The sequence below is a fragment of the Blastococcus sp. TF02A-26 genome (assembly GCF_003319125.1).
GTDB lineage: Bacteria > Actinomycetota > Actinomycetes > Mycobacteriales > Geodermatophilaceae > Trujillonella.
This window is the reverse complement of the sequence record NZ_QOHG01000048.1, coordinates 1-1,253: the sequence shown is the minus strand read 5'-3', so window position 1 is coordinate 1,253 and position 1,253 is coordinate 1. Positions and strand designations below refer to the sequence as shown.

The window sequence follows — 1,253 nt, the reverse complement described above, 5'->3', positions numbered from 1 at the left end:
CTAGTGCCGAGTCAGGCAACCTTCGCCCTCTTGATGGTTTCGGCTCGGCGGATGACCTTGCGGAGTCGGGGGTCGGTGACGTGACGGTTCCGCCAGGCGATGTAACGACGGATCATGCTCGCCTGCTCGCGGTGTGACTCGTGGTCGGTGCCGTCGAGAGCGAAGTAGCGCAACGCGGTGAACTGCGCCTCGATCCGGTTCAGCCAGGAGCCGTAGAACGGCACGTAGGCCAGTTCGACGTTGTTCGCCGCGGCCCATGCCCCGACCCGCCCGTCTGTTCTGGTGGACAGGTGCGGACTGAAGTTGTCCAGCACGATTGCGATCCGCACGCCGGGCGGGTGCAGCGAGCGCAGATAGCGGCAGAAGGCCAGGAACTCGGTCCGGCCCTTGCGAACCTTGACGTGCCCGTAGAGCCGGTCGGTGGACAGGTCGTAGCCGGCCAGCAGGTGCCGCACGCCGTGCGGGCGCTTATAGGTCGCCCGCCGCCGACGTCGCCGCGGCGCAGCTTGCTCGCCCTTGCCGGCCGCGATGGGCGCCCACTGCTTGCCTGGATGAGGTTGCAGGTTCAACGGACCGAACTCGTCCATGCAGATCACCGCGGCCGGATCGTCCGGTCCGGGGGCGCGCTTGCCGTCGGCGATCGCGTAGAGCTCCAGCACCCGGTTCTTCTTGGCCTCGTAGTCAGGGTCGGTGCTGGTCTTCCAGGTCTTGACGGCCTGGAAAGGAGACGCCCTGCTCGCGCAGCAGCACGCGCAGCCCCTCGTGGGAGATGTCCTCGACCACCCCCTCGGCGACCAGGAAGTCGGCCAGCTTCGACAGGCTCCAGGTGGAGAACGGCAGCCCGTGATCGGCCGGCCGGCCCAGCGCGATCTTCTTGATCTCCGCCCGCTGGCCCGGGTCGAACCCCGGTGGCCGACCCCCGGCGTACTTGGGCTGCAGCGAGTCGAACCCGTCGGCGTTGAAGTTGTGCAGCACGTCGCGCACCCGATCCGGGCTGGTGAAGGTCACCTGCGCGATCCCGGCCGGATCCATGCCCTGAGCCGACAGCAGCACCATCTGCGCTCGCCGCCAGGTCACCACCGACCCGCTGGACCGGCGCACGATACGCAACAGCCGGTTGCCCTCGTCGTTGCTGATCTCGCGGACCTGCACCCGATGCACCATCTCGCATCTCCTGCGGGGAAGACAGGATCAGACGAGCCCAGGCTTCAGCAAACGGCCGTCAGGGCCAAGGTTCACGGCCGGGGCACTAG

General features: G+C 67.9%; 2 protein-coding genes. Both read right to left on the bottom strand.

Annotation, left to right across the window (positions count from 1 at the left end; translation table 11 throughout):
- Nucleotides 1-11 precede the first annotated feature (11 nt).
- Nucleotides 12-659, bottom strand: coding sequence for a transposase (locus DQ240_RS23800; RefSeq protein ID WP_199589489.1), 648 nt, complete (start codon nt 657-659; stop codon nt 12-14).
- Between the two features lie 22 nt (nt 660-681).
- Nucleotides 682-1,164, bottom strand: coding sequence for a helix-turn-helix domain-containing protein (locus tag DQ240_RS23795; RefSeq protein WP_199589488.1), 483 nt, complete (start codon nt 1,162-1,164; stop codon nt 682-684).
- Nucleotides 1,165-1,253 lie beyond the last annotated feature (89 nt).

Bases quoted from the DNA above. Each gene is read 5' to 3' on its own strand.
- DQ240_RS23795 (WP_199589488.1), bottom strand. From the start codon at position 1,164: ATGGTGCATCGGGTGCAGGTCCGCGAGATCAGCAACGACGAGGGCAAC.